The organism is Kitasatospora sp. NPDC001225, from assembly GCF_053597855.1.
Genome location: NZ_JBSFJC010000049.1, coordinates 25,703 through 49,925, shown reverse-complemented (window position 1 = coordinate 49,925; position 24,223 = coordinate 25,703). Strand labels below are relative to the sequence as shown.

The window sequence follows — 24,223 nt, the reverse complement described above, 5'->3', positions numbered from 1 at the left end:
AGCGGCAGCCGGACGGCCTCGGTGGGTCCGGCGTGCGCCCTCCGCGCCCGCTTCGCGCCGGTGGCGCGTGGGGACGAAGCGGGACGGATCGGACATCAGGGGGGAAGTTGCGGTGAAATCGCGGGTGTAGGTGACAACCGCTGTGCGTGGCGACACCGCGGGGAGATAGCGTCTGCACCATGTCTGATGCCGCGCAGCCCACCATTGCCGAGGTACGCGCCGCCGCTGAGGCGGTCAAGGCCGCCATCGACCGTCATCTGGAAGCGGTGTCAAGCCCCAACGCAGCCGATGATCCCGCCGTCACCGCCGCCTACGAGCAGCTCGCGACGGCGGCCATCGCCTACGACCAGCTCCTGTACGAGGCCTACGACGAGGTCACGCCCTTCGAGATCCCCGGGGACGAGGGCCCCGGCGGGTACCACGGCCCCGAACAGCCCGAGGCGATCAGCGTGTTGATCCGCCGTGACTACCACGTCGTCGACCCCGAGCGGCTGCGTGCCCAGGCCGAGCGGCTGGACGAGTCGCTGACCCCGGGCGGCGCCGGCGCGGGCGGGGTGAACGCCGCGATCGGCGTGCTGTTCGGCGAGTACGAGCCCGACGAGATCGCCGCCCGCAGTGAGGAGTTCGGCCTGGAGGAGGCCGACTCGACGCTCTGGGTCGCGGCCACCGAGCCGACCGAGCCGGGCGAGTGGCTGCCCGAGCCCTTCGAGCACGCCGACCCGCAGCTGCTGATCTGCCGGTTCGACGTGAGCGAGGTCTACGACGACGAGGACCCGGACGACTGACGCGGACAGGACGACCGACGCCGTGCAGGACGGCCGACGGGCGGGCCCGGGAACACCGGGGCCCGCCCGTCGTGCGTTCCGGCCGGCGGCCCGTCGGAGCGGGGCCGGCCGGAACGCCGGTCAGTACGCCGAGGCGGCGTTCTCGGCGAGGACCGCCCGCAGCCGGGTGGTGCGCGACTGCGCCTGGCGCTCGGCGACGGCCTGGACGAGCGCCGGGCCCGCCGCGTGCACCACGGACAGGTGCCGCTCGCCGCGGCCGAAGGCGGTGTAGACCCACTGCCGGGTGAGCGCCTGGGCGGCGTCCTCCGGGACCACCACGACCGCGCCCGACCAGCGCCGGCCGACCGCCTGGTGGACGGTCAGCGCCCAGCCGTGCCGCAGCCGGGCGGCCTCGGCCGGCGGGACGGTCCGGTGCGAGCCGTCCGCGTACTCCAGGTGCAGACCGGTGGCGTCGCCGTCCAGCACCCGGGCCGGGCGGGTGACGCCGGGGGTGGGGGAGTCGACCACCCGGTCGCCCGGGTCGAAGCCGCCGAACCGGCCGGGGCCGGGGTTGAGCCGGGCCTTGGCGGCGGCGTTCAGCGCGCGGGTGCCGGCCGGGCCGCCGTGGCCCGGGGTGAGCAGCACCACCTGCTCGGCGGGGATGCCCAGCGCGCGCGGGATGGAGTCGGTGAGCAGCTGGACGGCGCGGTGGACGGCCTCGCCGGCGTCCTTGGCGGTCAGGATGACCACCTCCTTGTCCGGCGCCTCGACGGGCTGGAGCTCGCCGATGCCGACACCGGAGACCAGCTCGCCGATCGGGCCGAAGTCCGGGGTGCGGGAGGCGACCGCCGGGCAGGCCTTGGCGGCCAGCAGGTCGGCGAAGACCCGCCCGGGGCCGGCCGACCAGAGCTGCCCCGGGTCCCCGCTGAGCACCAGCCGGGTGCCGTCGGCCAGCGACTCCAGGACGACGGCGGCCAGGTCGACGTCCAGCAGCGGGGCGTCCAGCACGACCAGCAGGTCCAGGGCGAGCGTGCCGTCCGGGGCGCGGCCAGGGCCGGCGGCGCCGGAGAGCAGCTCGGCGAGGGTGACCACGGGGGCCCCGGCGCCCGCCTCGGCGAGCGCGGCGAGGGAGTCCCGCCCCTGGTCCGTCCAGGTGGCGGCCCAGGCCCGCAGCCCGAGGCCGCGGGCGGCGGCGACCAGCGCGGCCGGCTCGCCGCGGGCCGCCTCGCCGCCGGTGTGCAGCACCAGGGCGTGCTCGGCGACGGCCTTGATCAGGGCGGTCGCGGAGGAGGACGACGCGGCCTCGGCGGCGGCCGCCCAAGCGGCCGGGCCGGGGGCGGCGGGGGGCTGCTGGGCGGAGCCCTCGGCGGCCTCCGCCCCGGCCTCCGCGTCCCCGGGCTCCTCGGCGTCCCCGGTCTCCTCGGCGTCCTCGCCCGGCACGAAGGTGGCCATCAGCTGGAGCAGCTTCTCGGCGAGGCTATCCTCGGCCATCGCCAGCCCCGCCAGGGCGAGCAGCGTCCGGGTCGGCGCCTCGTCCTCCTCGTCGCCGCCCGCCGCGTGCGCCTCGGGGCCGGCCAGCTCCTCCTGGAAGGAGAGCACCCGCCCGTCCTCGACGGCGGCCTGGATCGCGGTGGCCGGCTCGGGCATCCGGAGCCGGTCGAGCCCGACCGCCACCTCGGCCAGCTCCAGGGCGGAGTGCCCGCGCAGCGCCGCCTGCTCCAGCAGCCACGGCACCAGCGCCCGGGCGCGGCGCTCGTCGCCCGGGCCGGCACCGGCGCCGAGCAGCTCCCGGGCGAAGCCGTCCGCGTGCTCGGGCCGGACGCCGGGCAGGCCCAGCACCGCCCACGGGTCCTCGCGCAGCCGTGCGGGCGCCTCCTCGCCGAGCGCGGCCACGGCGGCGGCCGCCAGGTCGGCCGGGGCGCCGCCGGCGGTCAGCACCTCGACGGTGGCGCGGAGCACCTCTTCGCGCTGCCGGTCGGACACCACCGGAGCGGGGGCGGCCGGGGCGGGAATCCGGGCCGGAACGGGGGCGGCCGGGACCGGGGCCGCAGCGGCCGGCTCCGGCTCCCCGGGCTCCGACCCTCCGGGCTCCGGGGCCTCCTCCGTCGGATCCTCCTCAGCCGGGGCTTCCGCCATCGAGGCCTCCGCACGGGCGGCACCCGCCCGTGCGGCACGGTCCGCGGCGTCCTCCGGCTGCATGCCGCGGATCCGCTGGGCCAGCTCCGCGAACTTCGCGGCCTTCGCCTCCGGGGTCAGCTTGGCCCCGGCGGTCACCTCCGGAGCGCCGTTCCCCGTGTCAGTCATCGTCGTCCGCTCCAAAGGTCACTCCACTGCAGGTTCTGCTCGACGACCCGGGCCGGTGGTCACAGCTCCGTCCACCCCTGGTCCGGGTAGTGGTGCACCGGCGACGAGATGTCGTCCAGCGCACCACGGATCTCATCCGGAAGCGTAAGCGCCTCCACCGACAGCGCCGACTGCAGCTGGGCCACCGTCCGGGCCCCGACCAGGGCGCTCGCCACCCCGGGCCGGTCCCGGACCCAGGCCAGCGCGACGGCCAGCGGGGTGCTGGCGAGCCCGTCGGCGGCGGTGGCGAGGGCGTCCACGATCCGTCGCGAGCGCTCCCCGAGGTACGGCTGGACGAACCCGGACAGGTACGGCGAGGCGCCGCGCGAGTCCTGCGGGACGCCGTGCCGGTACTTGCCGGTGAGCACCCCGCGCCCGAGCGGCGAGCCGGCCAGCACCCCGACCCCGGCGTCCAGCGCGGCGGGCAGCGCCTCCCGCTCGATGCCGCGCTGGAGCAGCGAGTACTCCAGCTGCGCCCCGGCCAGCGGCACCCGCCCGTGGTGGGCGTGCTGCCAGGCGGCGGACTTGGCGAGCTGCCAGCCGCTGAAGTCGCAGACCCCGACGTAGCGGGCGCGCCCGGAGGAGACGGCGATGTCGAGGGCGCTGAGCGTCTCCTCGACCGGGGTCACCGGATCGAAGGAGTGCACCTGCCACAGGTCGACGTAGTCGGTGCCGAGCCGGCGCAGCGAGGCGTCCAGGGCGGCGAGCAGGTGGCCGCGCGAGCCGTCGAAGCGGCGGGCGGACTCGGGGACGCTGCCGGCCTTGGTGGCGATGACGAGCTCGGAGCGGGGGACCAGGCTGTCGGTGAGCCGGGAGATCAGGTACTCGGCGCCGCCGTCCGCGTACACGTCGGCGGTGTCGACCAGGTTGCCGCCGGCGTCGACGAACTCCTTGAGCTGCTCGGCGGCCTCCTGCTCGTCGGTGTCGCGGCCCCAGGTCATGGTGCCGAGGCCGAGCCGGGAGACCTGGAGGCCGGTACGGCCGAGGTGACGCTTTTCCATCGGACGGGCCTTCCACTGGCCGGTGGCCCCGGGAGCCCCGGCGGCCCTGTGAACGCGCAGGTGGGGAGAGCGCTCCCCACGTCGGCTGAGCGTAGCGGCCGGTGCGCGGAGAGAGGTGCAGACCCGCAGAACGATCAACAGCACCGGTGTGACCGGATCCACCCCTACCCGTCAGTAGCGTGTTCGGTGCGGGCACGGTTACCCTCGCGACCAACCCCAACCCACTGGAAGGTGCGGCAGATGCGACTCGGGATCAACCTCGGCTACTGGGGACTCGGCATGGACGCCGACAACATCGCCGTGGCCCAGGAGGCGGACCGCCTCGGCTACTCCGTCTGCTGGGCGGCGGAGGCGTACGGCTCGGACGCCGCGACGGTGCTCAGCTTCGTCGCCGCGAAGACCGAGCGGATCGACGTCGGCTCGGCCATCTTCCAGATCCCGGCGCGCACCCCGGCGATGACCGCGATGACCGCCGCGACCCTGGACACCCTGTCCGGCGGCCGGTTCCGGCTCGGCCTCGGCGTCTCCGGCCCGCAGGTGTCCGAGGGCTGGTACGGGGTGAAGTTCGACAAGCCGCTCGCCCGCACCCGCGAGTACGTGGAGATCATCCGCAAGGCGATGTCCCGCGAGCGCCTGGTGCACGAGGGCGAGCACTGGACGCTCCCGCTGCCCGGCGGCCCCGGCAAGCCGATCAAGCTCACCGTGCACCCGGTGCGCGAGCACATCCCGCTGTACATCGCCGCGATCGGGCCCAGGAACCTGGAACTGACCGGCGAGATCGCCGACGGCTGGCTCGGCATCTTCTTCTCGCCCGAGCACGCCGCGCTCTCCCTCGACCCGCTGACGGCCGGCCGCGCCAAGGCCGGGAGGACGCTGGAGGGCTTCGACCTCTGCCCGACCGTGAACCTCGCGGTCGGCGAGGACATCAAGGCCGGGGTCGACGCCCTGCGCTCGTACGCCGCGCTCTACATCGGCGGCATGGGCAGCAAGGAGAAGAACTTCTACAACCAGCTCGCCCGGCGGATGGGCTACGAGCAGGCCGCCGACGAGGTCCAGGAGAAGTACCTCGCCCGGGACCACGCGGGCGCCGCGGCCGCCGTCCCGCACGACCTGATCGACGCCACCTCGCTGATCGGCGACACCGCCCGGATCGCCGACCGGATGCAGGCCTATGCCGAGGCGGGCGTCACCACGCTCACCCTGGCCCCGGCCGGGTTCACCCTGGACGAGCGGATCCTGGCGCTGCGCACCGGTGTCGAGGCGCTGGAGCGCGCCGGACTGGCCTGACCGGGGCCGGGTGTCCGAGCGGCCCGACCGCCTGTGGTCCGACCGGCGGCGCTACAGCCAGTCGTGCCGCTTGAACACCCGGTGCAGCACCAGGCAGACCACCGTCATCAGCACCAGCACCGCCGGGTACCCCCAGATCTGGTGCAGCTCCGGCATGTGCTCGAAGTTCATCCCGTAGATGCCCGCGATCATGGTCGGTACGGCGGCCAGCGCCGCCCAGGCCGAGATCTTCCGCATGTCGTTGTTCTGCTGGACGCTGACCTGCGCCAGGTTGGCGTTCAGGATGTCGGACAGCAGCCGGTCCATGCCGTCCACCTGGTCGTTCACCCGGGCCACGTGGTCGGCGACGTCCCGCAGGTAGGGCGCGGCCTCGGGGCGGACGAAGCGGGCGCCGCGCTCCAGGGCCAGCATCGGCTCCAGCAGCGGGCCGGTGGCCCGGCGCACGGACATCACCTGGCGCTTGTAGCCGTAGATCCGTCCGGCGGTGTCGCGGTCGACCCGGGAGGGGGAGAAGATGTCCGCCTCCAGTTCGTCCAGGTCGGTCTGGAGCCCGGCGGCCACGTCCATGTAGCCGTCGACGATCGTGTCGCAGACCGAGTGCAGCACCGAGCTGGGCCCGTACCGCAGCTGTTCGGGGTCCTGCTCCAGGGCGGCCCGCAGTCCGCTGAGCGGGCTGTCCTCGCCGTGCCGGACGGTCATCACGAAGTCCGGGCCGAGGAAGACCATCACCTCGCCGACCGTGACGACGTGCCCGCCGGGGTGGTAGCCGAGGGTCTTCAGCGCGACGAACAGCGAGCCCTTGTACGCCTCCACCTTGGGGCGCTGGTGGGCGCTGACGGCGTCCTCGACGGCCAGCGGGTGCAGCGCGAACTCCTGGCCGACGCGGTCGAGTTCCTCGGCGGTGGGCTCGAACAGGCCTATCCAGACGAAGCCGTCCGGACCGGCCGCGCGGGCGGCGGCGAGCGCGCCGGCCAGGTCCTCGGGGGCCTCGATGCGGCGGCCGTCGTGGTAGGCGGCGCAGTGGACGATCATGCGGGCCATTGTCACCCGAGCGGGGCCGTCCGGCACGGATCCGGGGGATTCCGGTCCACCGGCCCCCGGCGGCCGGGGCGGTGGCGGACCCGGCCGCCGCGGGCCGGACGGGCGGGAAATCCGGTCTCCACGGCCGGGCCCGGAGGCCGTAGGCTGACCCCATGCCCACCCTGCTGCTCGTCCGTCACGGCCGCTCCACCGCGAACACCGCCGGAATCCTGGCCGGTTGGACCCCCGGCGTGGACCTCGACGACACCGGCCGGGACCAGGCCGCCGCGCTGGCCGGCCGACTGGCCGGCATCCCGCTGGTGCGGGCGGTCAGCAGCCCGCTGGAGCGCTGCCGGCAGACGCTGGAGCCGCTGCTGGCGGTCCGGCCCGAGCTCGGGCCGCCGGCCGAGGACGAGCGGCTGGGGGAGTGCCACTACGGCGAGTGGACCGGCCGTCCGCTGGCCGAGCTGGCCAAGGAGCCGCTCTGGCGCACCGTGCAGGACCACGCCGCCGGGGCCGCCTTCCCCGGCGGGGAGTCGCTGCGCGAGCTGAGCCACCGCACGGTGGACGCGGTGCGCGAGTGGAACCGGAGGATCGCGGACGAGCACGGCGAGGACGCGGTCTGGATCGCCTGCTCGCACGGGGACGTGATCAAGGCCGTGGTGGCGGACGCGCTCGGGCTGCACCTGGACCACTTCCAGCGGATCAGCGTCGAGCCCTGTTCGGTCACCGCGATCCGCTACACCCCGCAGCGGCCCTTCGTCTTGCGGATGGGCGACACCGGCGACCTCGCCTCGCTCGCCCCCCGGCCCGGCCCGGCGGCGGCCACCCCGGCCGGCGACGCGGTGGTCGGCGGCACCGTCTAGGCCGCGCCGCCGACGGGCCGTCCGGGGAGGCGCCGTCCGCGGCGGCACCGTTCGCTTCCCCGGGTGCCACCCCGCCCGCGGCCGTCGGCTCGGCTCCCCGGCCGGAGCCCGAAGGTCGTAGGGTGACTAGCGAGTCCATCCGGCCGCGGCCCGCCCCCGGCGGAACCGCGCCGACCGACACGATCCGGAGCGAGAGCGTGCCCCGTCAGGTCTTCTTCTACGACCAGCCCGAACGGTTCGTGGCCGGCACCGTCGGCCAGCCCGGCGCCCGGGCGTTCTACCTTCAGGCCAGCGCCCGGGGCCGGATCACCAGCGTGCTGCTGGAGAAGACCCAGGTCGCGGCGCTCGCCGAGCGCATCGAGGAGGTCCTGGACGAGGCGCTGCGGCGCAGCGGCGGCGACACGTCCATCCCGGCCGCCGCCCCGAACGACCTGCTCGACACCGCGCCGCTGGACCTCCCGCTGGAGCAGGAGTTCCGGGTCGGCACCATGGCCCTGGCCTGGGACAGCGTGGACGCCTGCCTGGTGGTCGAGGCGCAGGCGCTGGTCGAGGAGGAAGAGGAGGAGGACGCCGCCGAGGCGGCCTTCACCGACGACGAGAACGGCCCGGACATGCTGCGGGTGCGGCTGTCCGGCGCGATGGCCCGGGTCTTCGCCAAGCGCGCGCTGGACCTGGTCGCGGCCGGCCGCAAGCCCTGCCCGTTCTGCAACCTGCCGCTCGACCCGGAGGGCCACCTGTGCCCGCGCGCGAACGGCTACCGGCGCTGAACACCGACACCCCGCCGCAGGCCGACCCGTCGGCCGCCGCCGCGCTGGCCGCCGACGTGCCCACCGCCCTCGCGCTGCTGCGCCAGGGCGGGCTGACGGTGCACGGGCGGCTCACCGACGCCTCCAACGCCGCGCTGTACTGCACGGTGGCGCACGGCTCGCTGAGCGCGCAGGCCGTCTACAAGCCGGTCGCCGGGGAGCGCCCGCTGTGGGACTTCCCGGACGGCACGCTGGCCGGCCGCGAGGTCGCCGCGTACGAGCTGTCCGCCGCGACCGGCTGGGCGCTGATCCCGCCCACCGTGCTGCGCGACGGCCCGCACGGGCCCGGCATGCTGCAGCTGTGGGTCGAGCCGGACCCGACGGCCGAGCCGCTGCTCGCGCTCCAGGACCCGCGCGGCCCGGAGGCGGGCTGGCTGCCGATCGTCCGGGCCGAGGTCGAGGGCGGGCGGACGGCCCTGCTGGTGCACCACGACGACCGGCGGCTGCGCCGGCTCGCCGTCCTGGACGCGGTGCTCAACAACGCCGACCGCAAGGGCGGTCACCTGATCCCGGCCGCCGACGGCCGGGTGTACGGCATCGACCACGGCGTCACCTTCAACACCGAGGACAAGCTGCGCACCCTGCTCTGGGGCTGGGCCGGCGACCCGCTGCCCGCCGAGGCGCTGGAGGTGCTGGCCCGGCTGGCCGAACAGCTGGACGGCGAGCTCGCCGAGCGGCTCGCCCCGCATCTGACTGCGGCCGAACTGGACGCCACCCGGGCCCGGGTGGCCGCGCTGTGCGGCTCCGGCCGGCACCCGCTGCCGCCCGAGGACTGGCCCGCGATCCCCTGGCCGCCGGTCTAGGCCGGGTCCGACGGGTCCGAACCGGTGCCCGAACCGGTGCCCCGGAGCGCCGGTGGTCCGGACCGCTCGTCGAAAACGGCGGCAGATGGTCTGGACCTGTCCCCGGAACAGGTCGCACACTGCTCCGATGGATGTGCGACGGACGACCCCCACCCCCCGAACCACGCCGGACCTGCCGTTGCACCGGTTACAGGTCCCGCTGCCCCAGCTGCTCCCCTTCGCCATCGGCAGTTTCGACGCGATCGGCCCGCTCTCCCGGGCCGGCTTCCCCCACCGGCACTCGTTCTACGAAATAGTCCACGTCACCGGCGGCCACGGCGCCCACGTCCTGGACCTCGTCCACCGGCCGCTGGCGCCACCGCAGTTGTGCGTGATCACGCCCGGCCAGGTGCACTACTGGGCGGACGCCGAGGAACTGGTCGGCCGGGTCGTCCTGTTCAACGAGGACTTCCTGCTCGGCCACCCCCAGGACCTCGCCGCCCTGCGGGCGCTGGCCACCCGCCCGGCCCTCGCGCTCGGCGACCAGGCCGACGCGGTCGCCGCGCTGCTCGCCGACATGGAGTACGAGTACCGGACCAGGGGGCCCGGCTACCAGGGCGTGCTGCGGGCCAGCCTGCACATCCTGATCGTCCGGGCGCTGCGCGCCTGCGCCCCGGCCGACCGCCCGTCGGTGCCCGGCCGCCCGGCCGAAGTGGCCGCCGCCTTCACCCGGTTGATCGCCCGGCCGGGCGGGGTGCGGCACTCGGTGGCCTCCACCGCGCAGGAACTCGGCGTCTCCCCGGGGCACTTGCAGACCCTGGTGAAGCAGGCCACCGGCCGGACGCCCGGCGGGCTGATCCGCCGCCAGCAGACCCTGGAGGCCAAACGGCTGCTCGCCTGCACGGATTTGACGATCCGTCAGGTCGCCAAGGAGGCGGGCTTCGTCGACCCGGCGTACTTCTGCCGGTTCTTCCGTCGGGAGACCGGGATGACCCCGGGGGAGTTCCGGTCCAGGGTCGACGGAAATCACCACGATCCCCGGATCATGTCCATCGCGGTCGCACCGGACGGCCCGTAAGTTTGCTGGTGGCCACCGGTGGCCGGTCCGGCGCGCACGGACGGGCGGCCGGTCCGGCCCTTGTCATGCCCCCACCATGGCAAGGGCCGCCCCCACCCCCCCGCCTCACGATAAGGAGACGGCGCATGCCCACGCCCGACGGCATGATCAGCCGCAAGACCGTCCTCAAGGCCGCCGCCGCGCTCGGGGCCGCCCCGCTGCTCGTCGGCGGCGGGGTCGCACTGGCCCGGGACCAGATCGGCACCGGCGAGCCGCTCGCCCTCACCCCCGAGTGCCACGACGGCGACGCCCCCACCATCGAGCAGACCGAGGGCCCGTACTTCAAGCCCAACTCCCCGCTGCGCAGCTCGATGGTCAACGACGGCCCCGGCACCCGCCTGGTGGTCAGCGGCTACGTCTTCGGCCGGGCCTGCCGGCCCATCTCCGGTGTGCTGCTGGACTTCTGGCAGGCCGACGACGGCGGCAACTACGACAACAGCGGATACACCTTCCGCGGCCACCAGTTCACCGACGCCAACGGCGCCTACAAGCTGGACACCATCGTGCCCGGCCTCTACCCGGGCCGCACCCGGCACATCCACGTCAAGCTCCAGGCCCCCGGCCGCTCGATCGTCACCACCCAGCTGTACTTCCCGGGCGAGCCGCGCAACAACACGGACACCATCTACGACGCCCGGCTGCTGATGAACGTCCGGCAGAACGGGTCGACCCGCGAGGGCAGCTACGACTTCGTGCTGAACGTGGCGCAGACCCCGGGCACGCCGAGCCCCACGCCCACCCCGACCTCCACCTCCACCGGTGGCCCGACCACGCCGCCCGGCGGCAGCTGGGCCGCGGGCACCTCGTACAACGCGGGCGACCGCGTGACCTACTCCGGCGTCTCCTACACCTGCCTCCAGGCGCACACCGCCATGGCCGGCTGGGAGCCGCCGAACGTGCCGGCCCTCTGGCAGCGGTCGTAGCGGCTCCGGCCGCTCCACCCGAGGAGCCGGGCGCCCGGTCGGCGGCAGGGCCGACCGGGCGCTCACCCATGCCCGGAGCCGGGTGCGGGGGGCGTACACCACGCGTTCCGACAGCGCCGGATCCGTGCAATACCAGTCGGGAAACTGTCGGGCAACGGTAGGAAACGAATCCAGTCGATCTTTCGTACTGGTTAGGCTTTCAAATGTTCGCAAGGTTAAAGTTGTTTCCATGCATGCCTGGCCCGCCTCCGAGGTTCCCGCCCTGCCTGGTCAGGGGCTCCCCCTCCGTATCCACGACACCGCAGCGGGCACAGTCCGGGAGGTCGTGCCGCAGGACGGCACCGCCCGGATCTACGTCTGCGGCATCACGCCCTACGACGCGACCCACATGGGCCACGCCGCCACCTACAACGCGTTCGACCTGGTGCAGCGCGTCTGGCGGGACGCCGGTCACGACGTCCTGTACATCCAGAACGTCACCGACGTCGACGACCCGCTGCTCGCCCGCGCGGTCGAGACCGGCCAGGACTGGACCGCCCTCGCCGAGCGCGAGACGGCCCTGTTCCGCGAGGACATGACCGCGCTGCGGATGCTCCCGCCGGCCCACTACATCGGCGCCGTCGAGTCGATCCCGTGGATCGTCCCGATCGTGCAGAAGCTGCTGGCCTCCGGCGCCGCCTACCACGTCGACGGCGACATCTACTTCTCGGTCGACGCCGACCCGCGCTTCGGCGAGGTCTCCGGCCTCACCCGCGAGGCCATGCGCCCGGTCTTCGCCGAGCGCGGCGGCGACCCGGACCGCCCCGGCAAGCGCAACCCGCTGGACGCCCTGCTCTGGCTGGCCGCCCGCCCGGGCGAGCCCGCCTGGGACACCGAGCTCGGCCACGGCCGCCCCGGCTGGCACATCGAGTGCGTCGCCATCGCCCTCCGGTACCTCGGGATGTCCTTCGACATCCAGGGCGGCGGCAGCGACCTCTCCTTCCCGCACCACGAGATGGGCGCCGCGCACGCCCAGGTCGCCACCGGCGCCCACCCGTACGCCCAGGCGTACGTGCACGCCGGCATGGTCGCCCTGGACGGGCACAAGATGTCCAAGTCCCGCGGCAACCTGGTCTTCGTCTCGGCGCTGCGCCGCGAGGGCGTCGACCCGGCGGCGATCCGCCTGGCGCTGCTCTCGCACCACTACCGGGCCGACTGGGAGTGGACCAAGAGCACCCTGGACGAGGCCGTCGAGCGCCTCGCCCGCTGGCGCGCCGCGGTCTCCCGCCCGGACGGCCCCTCGGCCGAGCAGCTGCTCGCCGAGGTGCGCGAGGCGCTCGCGAACGACCTGGACGCGCCCGCCGCGCTGGCCGCGGTCGACCGCTGGGCGGACCGGCAGGAGACCGAGGGCGGCACCGACATCGGCGCTCCCGGCCTGGTGACCCGCACCGTGGACGCCCTGCTCGGCGTCGCGCTGTGACCCCGGTGTCGTAACCCCGCCGAAGCGACCCAGCACCACACGCCGAAGGGGCGTCAGGACCACGCGGTCCCGACGCCCCTTCGGCGTGTGCGGTACGGGCTACTCGTCCTCGGCGCCGTCCTGGCTCTCCCGGGCGCCGCCCGGCGCCTCCGGATCGGCCGGCCGCTCTGCCGTGGCGTGCCCGGCCACCGGCTTCTCGCCGGTCGGCCCGACGTTCTCCCGGCGGCGCAGGTAGCGCTCGAACTCGCGGGCGATGGCGTCGCCGGAGGCCTCCGGCAGCTCCGCGGTGTCCTGCGCCTCCTCCAGCTGCTGGACGTACTCGGCCACCTCGCTGTCCTCGGCGGCCAGCTGGTCCACGCCGAGCTGCCAGGCCCGGGCGTCCTCGGCGAGCTCGCCCGGCGGGATGCGCAGGTCCAGCAGGTCCTCGAGCTTGTTGACCAGGGCCAGGGTGGCCTTCGGGTTCGGCGGCTGCGAGACGTAGTGCGGCACCGCGGCCCAGAGCGTCACGGCCGGCACCCCGGCGTGGGTGCAGGCCTCCTGGAGCACCCCGACGATGCCGGTGGGGCCCTCGTAGCGGCTCTCCTCCAGGTCCAGCCGGCGGGCCAGGTCCGGGTCGGAGGTGACCCCGCTGACGGGCACCGGGCGGCTGTGCGGGGTGTCCCCGAGCAGGGCGCCCAGGATCACCACCAGTTCGACGCCCAGCTCGTGGGCGAAGCCCAGCAGCTCGTTGCAGAACGAGCGCCAGCGCATGCTCGGCTCGATGCCGCGGACCAGCACGACGTCCCTGGTCGTCGGCTCCGTCACCCGGATCACCGAGAGCCGGGTGGTCGGCCAGGTGATCCGGCGGATGCCGCCGTCCAGCCAGACCGTGGGCCGGTTGACCTGGAAGTCGTAGTAGTCCTCCGCGTCCAGCGCGGCGAACACCTTGCCGTTCCAGGTCTCGTCGAGGTGTGCCAGAGCCGCGGAGGCGGCGTCGCCCGCGTCGTTCCAGCCCTCGAAGGCGCAGACCATCACCGGGTCGATCAACTCGGGAACATCTTCCAGCTCGATCACCCAGCGTCTCCCTCCGGTCGGCGGTCGGACCTGCGCCGCCCCGGCTGGCCTGCCGGGGCGCCGACGGGCCGGCTGCCGACTGTCGAACCTCTCGTCTCCCATGGAACGCCTCGCTCCATGGTCCCTACCTGCCCAGCCTACGGGCTTTGATGCGCACCGCGGCCGGGCACCGGGACAGTCTGGGGGAGCGGACCGCCGGGATCCACCGGATATCGGCGGCGCCGGAGCTGACGGTCCGTCAGGCGTTCACCAGGGGCGGAGCGTGTTCGACCGGCGACGCGCTGTGCCCGCCGCCGCCCGGCGCACGGGCCCGCCGGGCGCGCTACTCCGGGTCCACCCAGCCGTCGCGGTACGCCGTCCAGTGCTCGGGCAGCGCGGCGAAGTCCACGTACAGCGCGACGCCGAAGCCGGCCCGCCGCCGGTCCTCCCGGCCCAGGCCCAGCCGGACGCCCCGGACGGCGGCCCGGACGGTCTCGGCGTCGCCCCAGTGCCCCCACTTGTCGTCCCAGAAGAACGGCAGGCCCATCAGCAGGTCCACGTCGGCCGGGGTGGCCCGCAGGGCGAGTTCGGTCTGCCGGGCGACGTAGCCGCCGTACAGCGGCTCGGTGGGCATCGAGGTGTCGTAGCTCATCACCGCGATCTGGTCGACCCGGCGGGCGGTCTCGGTGAAGTACGCCTGGTCCCACCACTTGCCGTGGTCGGTGAGCAGGATCCCGGCCGTGTGCAGGCCCGGGACCGGGTCGATCTGCGGGGCCGCCACCGACAGTTTGGCGCCGCGCCCCGCGGTGACCGGGCGGACCTGGTCGAGCAGGGCCAGCCAGCCCGCCGAACCGGGGCGGATCGGCTCCATGTCGAAGTGCACCCCGTCGAAGCCGAGGTCCAGCACCTGGCGGGCGGAGGCGGTGACCCGGTCCCGGGTCGGGCCGTCCTCCAGGTCCAGGGCGTCCTTCTCCGGCTTGACCTCGTCGCCCAGCCAGCCCTGCAGCCGTACGCCGGGCAGCTCCCGGTGCACGGTGTCGGTGAACCAGCGGCCCCGGGGGTGGACGGCGGGCGGCAGCGAGCCGTCGTGCTCCAGCGGGCCGGTGTGCACGTAGAGGTCCCGGATGCCGGTGCCGGCCAGTAGCCGGCCCAGCGCGGCCACGTCGGCCTCGGTCCTGCGGCCGTCCACCCAGGCGTGGCCGAGCCAGAGCGCGTCCCGGCCCCGGGTACGGGCGTCGGCGGCGGGCTCGCCGGTGTAGTGCAGCCGGAACAGCACGAACACCGAGCCCAGCGCGGTGGCCGGCACGGCCGCCACCAGCACCAGGGCCAGCAGTGACCGGCGCCACCACGACCACGCCCGCCAGCGGTCGCGCAGCACGCGGAACGGGGCCGTCAGGGCCCGACCGGCTCGCTGCGCGGAGGTCCCGAATCGGGCCACGCGCTTGCTCCCCCCTTGCGGTCGAACGCTCAGGATACGGAATGGAACGGCGGGCCGACCCGTGGGCCGGATACCCTGGCCACGTGCGGGCCCGAGCAAGCGGGTCCGCAAAGCCGACAGCCGTCGCACCAGGGAGAAGCCCATGGCCACAGCAGCCACCCCGTCCATCACTCAGCAGAACCGTGCGAACGCGCTGCGTGAAGCGCTCGCCACCCGGGTGGTGGTCGCCGACGGTGCCATGGGCACCATGCTCCAGGCGCAGGACCCGACGCTGGAGGACTTCCAGAACCTCGAAGGCTGCAACGAGGTCCTCAACATCACCCGCCCGGACATCGTCCGGTCCGTCCACGAGGCCTACTTCGGGGTCGGCGTGGACTGCGTGGAGACCAACACCTTCGGCGCCAACTTCAGCGCCCTCGGCGAGTACGAGATCGCCGAGCGGATCTTCGAGCTGTCCGAGTCCGGCGCCCGGATCGCCCGCGAGGCGGCCGACGCCCACGCCGCCGCCGACGGCCGCACCCGCTGGGTGCTCGGCTCGATCGGCCCCGGCACCAAGCTGCCGACGCTCGGCCACGCCTCGTACGAGACGCTGCGCGACGGGTTCCAGCAGAACGCGGCCGGCCTGATCGCCGGCGGCGCCGACGCGCTGCTGGTCGAGACCAGCCAGGACCTGCTGCAGACCAAGGCCGCCATTCTGGGCTCCAAGCGGGCCCTGGCCGAGGCCGGCCTGGACCTGCCGGTGCTGGTGCAGGTGACGGTGGAGACCACCGGCACCATGCTGCTCGGCTCGGAGATCGGCGCCGCGCTCACCGCGCTGGAGCCGCTGGGCGTCGACTACATCGGCCTCAACTGCGCCACCGGCCCGGCCGAGATGAGCGAGCACCTGCGCTACCTGGCCAAGAACGCCCGGATCGGCCTGTCCTGCATGCCGAACGCGGGCCTGCCGGTGCTCGGCAAGGACGGCGCCCACTACCCGCTCTCCCCGGCCGAACTGGCCGACGCCCACGACGTGTTCACCCGCGAGTACGGCCTCTCGCTGGTCGGCGGCTGCTGCGGCACCACCCCCGAGCACCTGCGCCAGGTGGTCGAGCGGGTCCAGGGCCGCCCGATCGCCCCGCGCGACCCCCGCCCCGAGCCCTCGGCGGCCTCGCTGTACCAGGCCGTGCCGTTCCGCCAGGACACCTCGTACCTGGCGATCGGCGAGCGCACCAACGCCAACGGCTCGAAGAAGTTCCGCGAGTCGATGCTGGCCGGCGACTGGCAGGCCTGCGTGGAGATCGCCCGCGACCAGATCCGGGACGGCTCCCACCTGCTGGACCTCTGCGTGGACTACGTCGGCCGCGACGGCGTCGCCGACATGAAGGAGATCGCCGGCCGGCTGGCCACCGCCTCCACCCTGCCGATCGTGCTGGACTCCACCGAGCCGCAGGTGCTGCGGGCCGGCCTGGAGGCGCTCGGCGGCCGCGCGGTGCTCAACTCGGTCAACTACGAGGACGGCAACGCCCCGGACTCGCGCTTCGGCCGGATCGCCTCGCTGGCCCGCGAGCACGGCGCCGGCCTGATCGCGCTGACCATCGACGAGGAGGGCCAGGCCCGCACCGCGGACAAGAAGGTCGAGATCGCCGAGCGGCTGATCGCCGAGCTCACCGCCGACTACGGCGTCGACGAGGGCTCGATCCTGGTCGACTGCCTCACCTTCACCCTGGCCACCGGCCAGGAGGAGTCCCGCCGGGACGGCATCGAGACCATCGAGGCGATCCGCGAGCTCAAGCGTCGCCGCCCGGCCGTGCAGACCACGCTGGGCCTGTCCAACATCTCCTTCGGCCTCAACCCGGCCGCCCGGGTGGTGCTGAACTCGGTCTTCCTGCACGAGTGCGTGGAGGCCGGCCTGGACTCGGCGATCGTGCACGCCTCCAAGATCCTGCCGATCTCCCGGATCCCCGAGGACCAGCGCGAGGCCGCCCTCGACCTGGTCTACGACCGCCGCCGGGACGGCTACGACCCGCTGCAGCACCTGTTGGAGCTGTTCGACGGCGTCTCCTCGGCCTCGGTCAAGGCGTCCAAGGCGGAGGAGCTGGCCGCGCTGCCGCTGGACGAGCGCCTCCAGCGCCGGATCATCGACGGCGAGCGCAAGGGCCTGGAGGCCGACCTGGACGAGGCGCTGGCCGGTCGGCCCGCGCTGGAGATCATCAACGACACCCTGCTGTCCGGCATGAAGGTGGTCGGCGAGCTCTTCGGCTCCGGCCAGATGCAGCTGCCGTTCGTGCTCCAGTCCGCCGAGGTGATGAAGACCGCGGTGGCCCACCTGGAGCCGCACATGGAGAAGTCCGACAGCGAGGGCAAGGGCACCATCGTGCTGGCCACCGTCAAGGGCGACGTCCACGACATCGGCAAGAACCTGGTCGACATCATCCTGTCCAACAACGGCTACAACGTGGTCAACCTGGGCATCAAGCAGCCGGTCTCGGCGATCCTGGACGCCGCGCAGGAGCACAACGCGGACGTCATCGGGATGTCCGGCCTGCTGGTGAAGTCCACCGTGATCATGAAGGAGAACCTGGAGGAGCTGAACCAGCGCAAGCTGGCCGCGAGCTTCCCGGTGATCCTCGGCGGCGCCGCGCTCACCCGGGCCTACGTCGAGCAGGACCTGCACGAGATCTACGAGGGCGAGGTCCGCTACGCCCGGGACGCCTTCGAGGGCCTGCGGCTGATGGACGCGCTGATCGCGGTCAAGCGCGGCGTGCCCGGCGCGGCGCTGCCGGAGCTCAAGCAGCGCCGGCACGCCCGGGTCGAGGTGGAGGAGCCGGAGCCCGAGGTCAACCTCGGCCAGATCCGCTCCGACGTCGCCGTCGACAACGCCGTGCCCGTCCCGCCGTTCTGGGGCGACCGGATCGTCAAGGGCATCCCGTTCGCGGACTACGCCTCCTGGCTGGACGAGGACGCGCTGTTCAAGGGCCAGTGGGGCCTGAAGGCCTCCCGGGCCGGCGACGGGCCGTCCTACGAGGAGCTGGTGGAGACCGAGGGCCGGCCGCGGCTGCGGGCCTGGCTGGACCGCCTGCAGACCGAGGGCTGGCTGGAGGCCGCCGTGGTCTACGGCTACTACCCGGCCAATTCCAAGGGCGACGACCTGATCGTCTTCCACGAGGACGGCACCGAGCGCACCCGCTTCACCTTCCCGCGCCAGCGGCGCGGGCGCCGGCTCTGCCTGGCCGACTTCTTCCGCCCGGAGGAGTCCGGGGTGCGGGACGTGGTGGGCCTCCAGGTGGTCACCATGGGCAACCGGATCTCCGAGGCGGCCAACGAGCTGTTCGCCGAGAACTCCTACCGGGACTACCTGGAGCTGCACGGCCTCTCGGTGCAGCTGGCCGAGGCGCTGGCCGAGTTCTGGCACGCGCGGGTCCGCTACGAGCTGGGCTTCTCCGGCGAGGACCCGCAGGACGTCAAGGACATGTTCGCGCTCAAGTACCGCGGCGCCCGCTTCTCGCTCGGCTACGGGGCCTGCCCCGAGCTGGAGGACCGGGCCAAGATCGCCGAGCTGCTGAAGCCGGAGCGGATCGGCGTGGTGCTCTCCGAGGAGTTCCAGCTCCACCCGGAGCAGTCCACCGACGCGATCGTGATCCACCACCCGGAGGCGAAGTACTTCAACGCCCGGTAACCCCCGGTTCCCGCCGCATTCGCTCTTTCCGGACGAAGCGGGCGTATCCTTGATGATCCTGAACGGGCCGGTCCGCTCACCTGCGGGCCGGCCCGTGCCTTCCCCGGGGCCGCCCGGGCCTGCCGGAAGGACCCCCGCCATGACCACCAGCCCCACTGCCACGCGCATCCTCGACCACGGGGACGACCGCGGGCTCCAGGCGGTGCTGCTGGACATGGACGGGACGCTGGTGGACACCGAGGACTTCTGGTGGCAGGCCGAGGCCTCGCTCTTCGCCGAGCTGGGCCACGAGCTGGACGAGGCGGACCGCGCCCACGTGGTCGGCGGTCCGATGGCCAGGGTGATGGAGTACCTGGTCGCCCGGACCGGGGCGGACATCGCGCCGGCGGACCTCGGCGTGCTGGTCAACCAGCGCTTCGTCGACCTGCTGGCGGGCGGCGTGCCGCTCATGCCGGGCGCCGAGCGGCTGCTCAACACCCTTGCCGCGCACGGCATCCCGGCCGCCCTGGTGTCCGCCTCGCACCGGCACGTGATCGACATCGTGCTGCGCTCGCTGGGCGCCCACCACTTCGCCTTCAGCATCGGCGGGGACGAGGTGCCGCGCACCAAGCCGTTCCCGGACCCGTACCTGGAGGCGGCCCGGCGGCTGGGCGCGGAGCCGGCCCGCTGCGTGGTCGTCGAGGACACCCCGACCGGGGTGCGGGCGGGCGAGGCGGCCGGCTGCCCGGTGATCGCGGTGCCCTCGGTGGCGCCGGTCGAGCCGGCTCCGGGGCGGCTGGTGGTGTCCTCGCTGGAGCAGGTCGACCTCGACCTGCTGCGCTCCCTGGTCGCCTCGCGGGTGTGATTGTCGTCTCATTGCGAGACGGCTCTACTCGCCGGTACGAGGTCCGGCGAGCCCCCGGACCGGCGCTGCCGGGGGAGAAAACGGTCATTGGCTGACAACTCGTCGGGCGCGCGGTGATGCCCTCAACGACCGTGTCCCAAACGTCATCTGCACGGGTACCGGTCGTGCGTGTTCGATATGGCACGCTACTCCAGTTCGTGCCACCCAGAAGGACGCGCCTCGTGAAGACTTCAGCTGAACGCCTGGCAGTACTCGGTTGCGCCGGCCTGGTCGCCGTGTCGGTGGCGGGCTGCGGATCGGTGACCGACGTGGTCAAGGGGGACAGCGGCAAGTCCATCACCATGGGCACCAGCCAGCTGACCGGTGTCCTGGACCCGGCCGCCGCCTACGACTCCGGCTCCTGGCTGCTGCTGCGCAACACCTTCCAGTCGCTGCTCACCTTCCAGGCCGCCGCCAGCGCGCCCTCCCCGGACGCCGCGCAGTCCTGCGAGTTCACCAGCGCCGAGGCCACCGAGTACCACTGCACCCTGAAGCCCGGTCTGAAGTTCTCCAACGGGCACCCGATGACGGCCCAGGACGTGGTCTTCTCGATCGAGCGCACCAAGAAGATCAACGACCAGAACGGCCCGGTCGAACTGCTGGACTCGATCAAGTCCGTCGAGGCCAAGGGCGACAACGAGGTGCTCTTCCACCTCTCCGCGCCCGACGCCACCCTGCCGGCCAAGCTGGCGAGTCCGGCCGGCGCCATCGTGGACCACCAGGTCTACCCCGCCGACAAGGTCGTCCCCAACGACAAGCTGATCGGCTCCGGCCCGTACCGCATCGACTCGGTCGAGAACCTGAACGGCGGCAAGCAGCTGGGCAAGGTCGTGCTGTCGGCCAACGACAAGTACGGCGGCGAGGCCAAGCTCCGGAACAGCAAGTTCACCGTGCGGTACTTCGACAAGGCCGAGGACCTGAAGACCGCGCTGGACAAGAGCGAGATCGACCTCACCGACAACAGCCTGGAGCCGAACACCGCCGCCCAGGTCCGCTCCGACCAGCAGGGCGGCAAGGCCGACCTCCAGGTGACCGAGGGCGACAGCAACGACACCCGTTCGCTGGTCCTCAACACCAAGGACCCGCTGATGAGCAACGTCGCGGTCCGCCAGGCCGTCGCCCAGATGATGGACCGCAAGGCGCTGGCCCGCGACGTCTTCGCCCGCACCGTCCAGGCGCTCTACTCCATGGTCCCGGCCGGCCTGCCCGGCCACACCACGGCCTTCTTCGACCGCTACGGCGACCAGGACGTGAACAAGGCCAAGAAGATCCTGGCCGACGCCAAGGTCCAGACCCCGGTCAAGTTCACGCTGACCTGGTCCCGTTCGCGGGCCGGCAGCAACGAGGCCGAGACGCTGAAGAAGCAGCTGGAGACCGGCGGCCTGTTCCAGGTGACGCTCGCCCAGGAGCCGGACTGGGACTCGTACCGCAAGGGCTGGGCCGAGAGCAAGTACCAGGCGTACATCATCGGTTGGTTCGCCGACTACCCGGACCCGGACAACTACCTCGCCCCGCTGCTGATCAACGGCGGTGCGTACCACCACGGTTGGGACGACCCGCGGATCAGCGGCCGGCTGGTGCCGGAGGGCCTCAAGCAGACCGACCGCAGCGCCGCGGCCGGCACCTACGCGCAGATACAGCAGATCGAGGCCGAGAACGTGCCGCTGATCCCGCTGTACCAGAACAAGTCCTTCTTCGCGGCCCGCTCGTACGTCACCGGCGTCGAGTCCACCGTCGACACCACCGGCTACTTCCGTTTCTGGGAGATCAGCCGGACCAACAAGTAGCGCCCGCAGGACGGCGGCCCGCCCGCTTCCCCGTCGGTACGGGGGAGCAGGCGGGCCGCCGTGACGTTTCCGCCGCCCTGGGGCCGCTAGCGGCCCGCTACAGGGCGCCCGGGCGCACCAGCCCGCTCTCGTAGGCGTACACCGCCGCCTGCACCCGGTCGCGCAGCTGGAGCTTGGTCAGCACATGGCCCACGTGGGTCTTCACGGTGGTCTCGCTGACGAACAGCTCGGCCGCGATCTCCGCGTTCGACAGCCCGCGCGCCACCAGCTTCAGCACCTCCAGCTCACGCTCGGTCAGCGCGCCCAGCGCCTGCGGCGGCGCCTCGTCGCCCGAGGGCAGCTTGGTGGCGTACATGTCCAGCAGCCGGCGGGTGATGCTCGGCGCCAGCATCGCCGCGCCGTCCGCGACCACCCGGATCGCCTGCACCAGCTCCTCGGCCGGGACGTCCTTCAGCAGGAAGCCGCTGGCGCCCGCGCGCAGCGCCTCCACCACGTACTCGTCCAGGTCGAAGGTGGTCAGCACCAGCACCTTGGCCGGGCCGTCCCGCCCCGGGCCGGCGATCCGGCGGGTCGCCTCGACGCCGTCCATCCTGGGCATCCGGATGTCCATCAGCACCACGTCGGGCTGCAGCGCCCGCACCTGGTCCAGCGCCTGCTGGCCGTCGCCGGCCTCGCCGACCACCACCAGGTCGGACTCGGCCTCCAGAATCATCCGGAAACCGGTGCGCAGCAGCGGCTGGTCGTCGACCAGCAGCACTCGGATCGTCACCTAGGACTCCTTGCTCATCGGATCCCCCGTGGGATCGCTTTCATCCGACGTACGGGCCAGCGGCAGCGGGTACGGCGGCGGGGTGCCGCCGAACTCCGGGCAGCTGGCCTGGTGGTCGCACCAGTCGCAGAGGCGGTTGCGGGTCGCCGGGAAGTCCCCGGTGGCCACCGCGTGGCCGATCCGCTCCCACAGCGCCCGGAGCTTGCGCTCCACCGCGAGCAGGTCCGCCTCGTCCGGGTCGTAGCTGACCACGTCCCCGCCCCCGCCGAGGTAGACCAGCTGGAGGCGCTTGGGGAGCACGCCCTTCCAGCGCCACACCACCAGGGCGTAGAACTTCATCTGGAACATCGCCTTGCCCTCGAAGTCCCGCGAGGGCGCCCGGCCGGTCTTGTAGTCCACCAGCCGGACCTCGCCGGTCGGGGCGACGTCCACCCGGTCGATGTAGCCGCGCAGCAGCAGCCCCGAATCCAGGGCCGTCTCCACGTACAGCTCCCGCTCCACCGGGTGCAGCCGGGTCGGGTCCTCCAGCCGGAACCACTGGCCGACCAGCTTCTCGGCGTCCGCCAGCCAGCGGGTGAGCGCCGCACCGTCCGGGTCGTCCGGGAACAGCGAGCCCAGCTCCGGGCGCTCGCCCAGCAGCCGCTCCCACTGCGGGCGCAGCAGGCCCAGCGCCCGGTCCGGGGTCCGCTCGGCCGCCGGGCTGTCGAACAGCCGCTCCAGCACCGCGTGCACCAGCGTGCCCCGGGTCGCCGCCGAGCTCGGCGGCTCGGGCAGCCGGTCGATCACCCGCAGCCGGTACAGCAGGGGACAGGTGAGGAAGTCCCCCGCTCGGGACGGGGAGAGCCCGGTCGGGGGTGCCGCCGGGCGCCCGGCGGCACTGCTGGTCTGGGTGTGCTGCATGGCTACGACCCTATTGCCCTTTGCTGTCATCCCGCTGCCACGGTGCTGCCACAGCCGCCGGTGAGTGGGTATGAAGGCAGAAGGAGGGCCGCGCAGCGCCGGGGGGCCGCGATCACGTAGCGTGGGCGCACCGGGCACGACGGGGGAGACGACCGAAGGGATCACGGTGAGCGACAGCAGGGGGCAGCAGCCCTCCGAACGGCCACCGCAGGCGGGCGACGGGCGCCCGGCCGCGCCGCCGCCCGAGCGCCGCGGCGGAATCCTGATGGGCCGGCCCTTCGGCGTGCCCATCTACGTCACCCCCTCCTGGTTCGTCATCGCCGCGCTGATCACCTGGGTGTTCGGCGGGCAGCTGGGCGACGTGCTGCCCGACCTCGGCGGCGCCCGCTACCTGGTCGCGTTCTTCTTCGCGGTCGCCTTCTACGCCTCCGTCCTGGTGCACGAGCTCGCCCACACCCTGGTCGCACTGCGGTACAAGCTCGGGGTGCGGCGGATCCAGCTCCAGTTCTTCGGCGGGGTCTCCGAGATCGAGAACGAGGCGGAGAGCCCCTGGCGGGAGTTCTGGCTGGCCTTCGTCGGCCCGCTGCTCTCGCTGCTGCTCGGCGGCGTGTTCTACCTCGGGGTGCGGGCGGTGGAGCTGTCCACCGTGCCCGGGGTGCTGCTCACCGGCCTGATGGTCTCCAACCTGGTGGTCGCCGCCTTCAACCTGCTGCCCGGACTGCCGCTGGACGGCGGCCGGATGCTGCGCGCGGTCGTCTGGGCGATCACCGGCCGGCCGATGACCGGCACGGTGGCCGCCGCCTGGGTCGGCCGCGGGCTGGCCGTCGCCGTGCTGATCGGCCTGCCGCTGCTGAGCGCCGCCCGCGGGGTCGAGCGCACCACCACCGACACCCTGGTGGACGCGGTGCTGGCCGCGGTGCTCGCCGCGATCATCTGGAACGGCGCCACCGGCAGCCTGCGCAACGCCCGGCTCAAGGAGGTGCTGCCCTCCCTGCGGCTGCGCGAGCTGGCCCGGCGGGCCGTCGAGGTCACCGCCGACACCCCGCTCGGCGAGGCGCTGCGCCGCGCCCGCGAGGCCGGGGCCGGCGCGGTGATCGTGGTGGACGGCCGGGGCGAGCCGATCGCCCTCGTCCGGGAGTCCGCCGTCCGCTCGGTGCCCGAGCACCGCCGCCCCTGGGTGGCCGTCGGCCCGCTCGCCCGCGACCTCGAACCCGGGCTGCGGCTGGACGCCGACCTCGGCGGCGAGGACCTGCTGCGGGCCGTCCAGGCCACCCCGGCGGGGGAGTACCTGGTGGTCGAGCCGGACGGCCGGGTGTACGGCGTGGCCGCGCTCAGCGACATCGAGCAGCGGCTGACCGCCGCCGTCTCCGGCCGCTGATCATGGTGGTAAG

19 protein-coding genes are annotated in these 24,223 nt (G+C 73.5%); 12 read left to right on the top strand and 7 right to left on the bottom strand.

Annotated features, from left to right (window positions below):
- Positions 1-179: 179 nt before the first annotated feature.
- Positions 180-785 (top strand): hypothetical protein, encoded by a 606-nt coding sequence (locus ACWDCZ_RS19080; protein WP_049660402.1) that lies wholly within the window; start codon positions 180-182, stop codon positions 783-785.
- A gap of 120 nt (positions 786-905) precedes the next feature.
- Here the strand turns inward: ACWDCZ_RS19080 and ACWDCZ_RS19075 are convergent, their stop codons facing one another.
- Together ACWDCZ_RS19075 and ACWDCZ_RS19070 are read right to left on the bottom strand one after the other, a co-directional pair.
- Positions 906-3,068, bottom strand: coding sequence for a helix-hairpin-helix domain-containing protein (locus ACWDCZ_RS19075; RefSeq protein ID WP_449816451.1), 2,163 nt, complete (start codon positions 3,066-3,068; stop codon positions 906-908).
- Positions 3,069-3,127: 59 nt separating this feature from the next.
- Positions 3,128-4,108, bottom strand: a complete 981-nt coding sequence (locus ACWDCZ_RS19070) for an aldo/keto reductase (RefSeq protein ID WP_074002315.1) — start codon at positions 4,106-4,108, stop codon at positions 3,128-3,130.
- Between the two features lie 240 nt (positions 4,109-4,348).
- Between ACWDCZ_RS19070 and ACWDCZ_RS19065 the strand changes: the two genes are divergently transcribed.
- Positions 4,349-5,395 carry an LLM class F420-dependent oxidoreductase gene (locus tag ACWDCZ_RS19065; RefSeq protein ID WP_117487218.1) on the top strand — a complete coding sequence of 349 codons (1,047 nt, stop codon included), beginning with the start codon at positions 4,349-4,351 and terminating at the stop codon, positions 5,393-5,395.
- Between the two features lie 51 nt (positions 5,396-5,446).
- Here the strand turns inward: ACWDCZ_RS19065 and ACWDCZ_RS19060 are convergent, their stop codons facing one another.
- Positions 5,447-6,427, bottom strand: a complete 981-nt coding sequence (locus ACWDCZ_RS19060) for a magnesium and cobalt transport protein CorA (RefSeq protein WP_449816450.1) — start codon at positions 6,425-6,427, stop codon at positions 5,447-5,449.
- Positions 6,428-6,588: 161 nt separating this feature from the next.
- Here ACWDCZ_RS19060 and ACWDCZ_RS19055 point away from each other — a divergent pair, with 161 nt between their 5' ends.
- From ACWDCZ_RS19055 to mshC, 6 genes are all read left to right on the top strand, one after another.
- Entirely contained in the window at positions 6,589-7,281 is a 693-nt protein-coding gene (locus ACWDCZ_RS19055; RefSeq protein ID WP_049650989.1) for a histidine phosphatase family protein, read from the top strand.
- A gap of 197 nt (positions 7,282-7,478) precedes the next feature.
- A complete protein-coding gene (locus ACWDCZ_RS19050) occupies positions 7,479-8,048 on the top strand; it encodes a DUF3090 family protein (RefSeq protein WP_049650988.1) in 570 nt (189 codons plus the stop codon).
- Positions 8,049-8,092: 44 nt separating this feature from the next.
- Positions 8,093-8,890 (top strand): SCO1664 family protein, encoded by a 798-nt coding sequence (locus tag ACWDCZ_RS19045; RefSeq protein WP_449816456.1) that lies wholly within the window; start codon positions 8,093-8,095, stop codon positions 8,888-8,890.
- A 178-nt stretch (positions 8,891-9,068) separates the two neighbouring features.
- Complete coding sequence (locus ACWDCZ_RS19040; protein ID WP_049650987.1) at positions 9,069-9,947, top strand: helix-turn-helix transcriptional regulator; 879 nt, start codon at positions 9,069-9,071, stop codon at positions 9,945-9,947.
- A gap of 125 nt (positions 9,948-10,072) precedes the next feature.
- The gene (locus ACWDCZ_RS19035; RefSeq protein WP_049650986.1) at positions 10,073-10,909 is read left to right on the top strand and encodes a dioxygenase family protein; all 837 of its coding nucleotides are present in this window, start codon (positions 10,073-10,075) and stop codon (positions 10,907-10,909) included.
- Positions 10,910-11,138: 229 nt separating this feature from the next.
- Positions 11,139-12,368, top strand: a complete 1,230-nt coding sequence (mshC, locus tag ACWDCZ_RS19030) for a cysteine--1-D-myo-inosityl 2-amino-2-deoxy-alpha-D-glucopyranoside ligase (RefSeq protein WP_049650985.1) — start codon at positions 11,139-11,141, stop codon at positions 12,366-12,368.
- 99 nt (positions 12,369-12,467) lie between these two features.
- Here mshC and ACWDCZ_RS19025 read toward each other — a convergent pair whose 3' ends face one another.
- Together ACWDCZ_RS19025 and ACWDCZ_RS19020 are read right to left on the bottom strand one after the other, a co-directional pair.
- The gene (locus ACWDCZ_RS19025; protein ID WP_049650984.1) at positions 12,468-13,421 is read right to left on the bottom strand and encodes a PAC2 family protein; all 954 of its coding nucleotides are present in this window, start codon (positions 13,419-13,421) and stop codon (positions 12,468-12,470) included.
- 322 nt (positions 13,422-13,743) lie between these two features.
- Entirely contained in the window at positions 13,744-14,838 is a 1,095-nt protein-coding gene (locus ACWDCZ_RS19020; RefSeq protein ID WP_198959341.1) for a glycoside hydrolase family 18 protein, read from the bottom strand.
- 142 nt (positions 14,839-14,980) lie between these two features.
- Here ACWDCZ_RS19020 and metH point away from each other — a divergent pair, with 142 nt between their 5' ends.
- The 3 genes from metH (at position 14,981) to ACWDCZ_RS19005 (ending at position 21,163) form a co-directional block, all read left to right on the top strand.
- Positions 14,981-18,493 carry a methionine synthase gene (metH, locus tag ACWDCZ_RS19015; protein WP_449816449.1) on the top strand — a complete coding sequence of 1,171 codons (3,513 nt, stop codon included), beginning with the start codon at positions 14,981-14,983 and terminating at the stop codon, positions 18,491-18,493.
- Positions 18,494-18,632: 139 nt separating this feature from the next.
- A complete protein-coding gene (locus ACWDCZ_RS19010) occupies positions 18,633-19,337 on the top strand; it encodes an HAD family hydrolase (RefSeq protein ID WP_049650982.1) in 705 nt (234 codons plus the stop codon).
- A gap of 221 nt (positions 19,338-19,558) precedes the next feature.
- Positions 19,559-21,163, top strand: a complete 1,605-nt coding sequence (locus tag ACWDCZ_RS19005) for an ABC transporter substrate-binding protein (protein ID WP_158077697.1) — start codon at positions 19,559-19,561, stop codon at positions 21,161-21,163.
- Between the two features lie 97 nt (positions 21,164-21,260).
- On the opposite strand, the gene ACWDCZ_RS19000 is transcribed toward ACWDCZ_RS19005, so the two are convergent.
- Both ACWDCZ_RS19000 and ACWDCZ_RS18995 read right to left on the bottom strand, forming a co-directional pair.
- Entirely contained in the window at positions 21,261-21,932 is a 672-nt protein-coding gene (locus tag ACWDCZ_RS19000) for a response regulator (RefSeq protein WP_049650980.1), read from the bottom strand.
- Positions 21,933-22,832, bottom strand: a complete 900-nt coding sequence (locus ACWDCZ_RS18995; RefSeq protein ID WP_049650979.1) for a RecB family exonuclease — start codon at positions 22,830-22,832, stop codon at positions 21,933-21,935. It lies immediately after the preceding gene.
- 166 nt (positions 22,833-22,998) lie between these two features.
- On the opposite strand from ACWDCZ_RS18995, the gene ACWDCZ_RS18990 reads away from it, so the two are divergent.
- The gene (locus tag ACWDCZ_RS18990; protein ID WP_074002318.1) at positions 22,999-24,210 is read left to right on the top strand and encodes a site-2 protease family protein; all 1,212 of its coding nucleotides are present in this window, start codon (positions 22,999-23,001) and stop codon (positions 24,208-24,210) included.
- The last annotated feature ends 13 nt before the right edge of the window (positions 24,211-24,223 follow it).

Bases quoted from the DNA above. Each gene is read 5' to 3' on its own strand.
- ACWDCZ_RS19055 (WP_049650989.1), top strand. From the start codon at position 6,589: ATGCCCACCCTGCTGCTCGTCCGTCACGGCCGCTCCACCGCGAACACC.
- mshC (WP_049650985.1), top strand. From the start codon at position 11,139: ATGCATGCCTGGCCCGCCTCCGAGGTTCCCGCCCTGCCTGGTCAGGGG.
- ACWDCZ_RS18995 (WP_049650979.1), bottom strand. From the start codon at position 22,832: ATGCAGCACACCCAGACCAGCAGTGCCGCCGGGCGCCCGGCGGCACCC.
- ACWDCZ_RS19065 (WP_117487218.1), top strand. From the start codon at position 4,349: ATGCGACTCGGGATCAACCTCGGCTACTGGGGACTCGGCATGGACGCC.
- ACWDCZ_RS19010 (WP_049650982.1), top strand. From the start codon at position 18,633: ATGACCACCAGCCCCACTGCCACGCGCATCCTCGACCACGGGGACGAC.
- ACWDCZ_RS19070 (WP_074002315.1), bottom strand. From the start codon at position 4,108: ATGGAAAAGCGTCACCTCGGCCGTACCGGCCTCCAGGTCTCCCGGCTC.
- metH (WP_449816449.1), top strand. From the start codon at position 14,981: ATGGCCACAGCAGCCACCCCGTCCATCACTCAGCAGAACCGTGCGAAC.
- ACWDCZ_RS19080 (WP_049660402.1), top strand. From the start codon at position 180: ATGTCTGATGCCGCGCAGCCCACCATTGCCGAGGTACGCGCCGCCGCT.
- ACWDCZ_RS19075 (WP_449816451.1), bottom strand. From the start codon at position 3,068: ATGACTGACACGGGGAACGGCGCTCCGGAGGTGACCGCCGGGGCCAAG.
- ACWDCZ_RS19060 (WP_449816450.1), bottom strand. From the start codon at position 6,427: ATGATCGTCCACTGCGCCGCCTACCACGACGGCCGCCGCATCGAGGCC.
- ACWDCZ_RS19035 (WP_049650986.1), top strand. From the start codon at position 10,073: ATGCCCACGCCCGACGGCATGATCAGCCGCAAGACCGTCCTCAAGGCC.